This is a genomic window from Clostridium tepidiprofundi DSM 19306, from assembly GCF_001594005.1.
Classification (GTDB): domain Bacteria; phylum Bacillota; class Clostridia; order Clostridiales; family Clostridiaceae; genus Clostridium_AC; species Clostridium_AC tepidiprofundi.
This window is the reverse complement of record NZ_LTBA01000107.1, coordinates 1-2075: the sequence shown is the minus strand read 5'-3', so window position 1 is coordinate 2075 and position 2075 is coordinate 1. Positions and strand designations below refer to the sequence as shown.

Below are 2075 nucleotides of genomic sequence, written 5' to 3'. Positions count from 1 at the left end.
AATGGATTTATGAATGTGCTAAAAATAATATTCCTATTGAAACTGTTTTTAAAACCATGAAAGTAGCATAAGGCGTAGTGTAAATATCTACTGTAAAAATTTGTATCTAAATTTTCTCATTTATAGTATAGTAATAAGTTTTTCATCAACTATTCTCCTTTAAAAACTTATTATAATTATTATATTTGTTTATATAAAAGAATATTTATAAAAAAAACATTAATTGACGTTTATATAGTTAAAAGGTATAATTTTCATAGTAAGGCTTAATTATGTTAAATTTTTAATTTAAGGAGAGAGATTCTTATATGAAAAAAAGAAATATAAGTTTTTTATTATTATCGTCAATTATTGTAATGTTAATTGGTTGCAACAATGCAAAAACTATTAATCAATCAGCAAATAATTCTTTGATAAATAAAGTTAAGGAAGAACAAATAAAAAATAGTCAAGAAAAAAGCATTGAAGAAAAGAAAGAGTTTAATGAGATAAACAAGGAGTTATTTACTCAAAACAATGATGCTTTTGCCAAATCAGTTTCCTATGGAAAGGATTTTTTTATTATTAATGATTTTGTAGGAGAAGAAGTATATTTATATGAAAATTATGAATTTCTTTATAACTTAAAGGAAAGGTTTGATACCGTTTTGATTTCACCTAATGCAGATATCTTCATAGGTGCAAAAAGAGACTATAAAAGCAAAAACTTTAGTATTATAAAACAATCTATCAAGGGAGATATTAAACAATCTTTATTTTATAAATCAGATACTCCCATAAATTTAATAAAATGGACAGAAGAAGGAATTTATTTCCGCAAAGATGCTTGGGATGAAATGGAACGGGTAGAAGATGAAAATATTTACTTGTTAAAAATTAATGGAGAGATTGAAAAAGCATTAGATGCTGAAACAGTGTATAATAAAGAGATTTTAGATATATTAGGAGATTGGGTTTTGGTTAGAGATTACAAAAATAAGAAATTATATAAATTAAATTTAAAGACAAAAGAAAGTGTAGATATAAAAGGTTTAAAAGCTACAATAGACATACATGAAGTTTTCTTTTATGGTTCTACAGAAGTTTTAACATTTTGTGTGGAAGTCTCCCATCTTCTATAAGTGGGAGATGGATAACACCATTTTTGAAAGGGTTCAATGCCCTTGAAAAAATGCACTCCACTTGATATAATGAAAATATAAAAGTTCTTATAAAACTGAATGTATAAGGTTGTGGTAAGAAAAAGCTTTACCACGTAAAATATTCAAGCACACGTCCTGCACCAAAAAAGCGAAAACCAAGCCTTGACGTTGGTGCAACCCGAACGATTACAATCGTCTAAGACGGTGGTTTCTTGCCAAGAAATAAAACTGGTATTATATCGAGGTCGGTGCGACCTTTTGAGCTTGGGTAAACTTGGCACGTTGGTGCTATTGACCAAGAAGCTCCCGCTTCAACGAAGTAAGTGGCGAGTAGTTCACTAGGAGAAACTGTTGAGAACAATGGCTATGAAGTATTTTTACTTAAAGATGGAAATAAAAAGATTATAGAAAAGGGAAGATTGCTTGGACTTGTTAAGAATGGATTCATATATAAAAAATATATTCCTAATGCTGAAAATGGCGAAGGAAAGGTATATGTAAAAATATTAAAAGAGTAGTGGAATTTGAATTCCACTACTCTTAATGTTTTTGAAAAAATTTCATGTATTTACATTGGTTAATAAATTTTCAAATAGAACATTCTTAACTTCAAGTTATGTTCAATAGTTTACTATTTATGAAAGTTATATTTTTATTCTATCTTTTTGTAAATTTAATCCGTTGTGCTAATAGAATAATTTTTATTTAAATGATAATTATTCCATTAAGAATAAGTATAAGTATCCACTAAAATCAAGTTCGCTTCAGGAATAATTAACCAAATATAAGTTCTTTAATTTTAGCTAGATTTACATTAATACCTAACGTTTTATTGATAAAGAAACAAAGATTATGAGCTAATACTTTATTAATTATTCTAGTAATAAAGCCCCATTTAGATTTTGCTAGTACTCTTTGAATATTTAGTTGTTC

The 2075-nt window shown here is 26.9% G+C and carries 2 protein-coding genes and 1 pseudogene; 2 read left to right on the top strand and 1 reads right to left on the bottom strand.

The features are described 5' to 3' along the window. Window positions 1-308: 308 nt before the first annotated feature. Together CLTEP_RS13845 and CLTEP_RS13840 are read left to right on the top strand one after the other, a co-directional pair. The gene (locus tag CLTEP_RS13845) at window positions 309-1121 is read left to right on the top strand and encodes a hypothetical protein (RefSeq protein WP_066827652.1); all 813 of its coding nucleotides are present in this window, start codon (window positions 309-311) and stop codon (window positions 1119-1121) included. Between the two features lie 344 nt (window positions 1122-1465). Further along, the gene (locus CLTEP_RS13840; RefSeq protein ID WP_066827650.1) at window positions 1466-1660 is read left to right on the top strand and encodes a hypothetical protein; all 195 of its coding nucleotides are present in this window, start codon (window positions 1466-1468) and stop codon (window positions 1658-1660) included. Window positions 1661-1916: 256 nt separating this feature from the next. On the opposite strand, the pseudogene CLTEP_RS15230 reads toward CLTEP_RS13840, so the two are convergent. Further along, window positions 1917-2075, bottom strand: a pseudogene (locus tag CLTEP_RS15230) (IS982 family transposase); the annotation flags it as partial.

Bases quoted from the DNA above. Each gene is read 5' to 3' on its own strand.
- CLTEP_RS13845 (WP_066827652.1), top strand. From the start codon at position 309: ATGAAAAAAAGAAATATAAGTTTTTTATTATTATCGTCAATTATTGTA.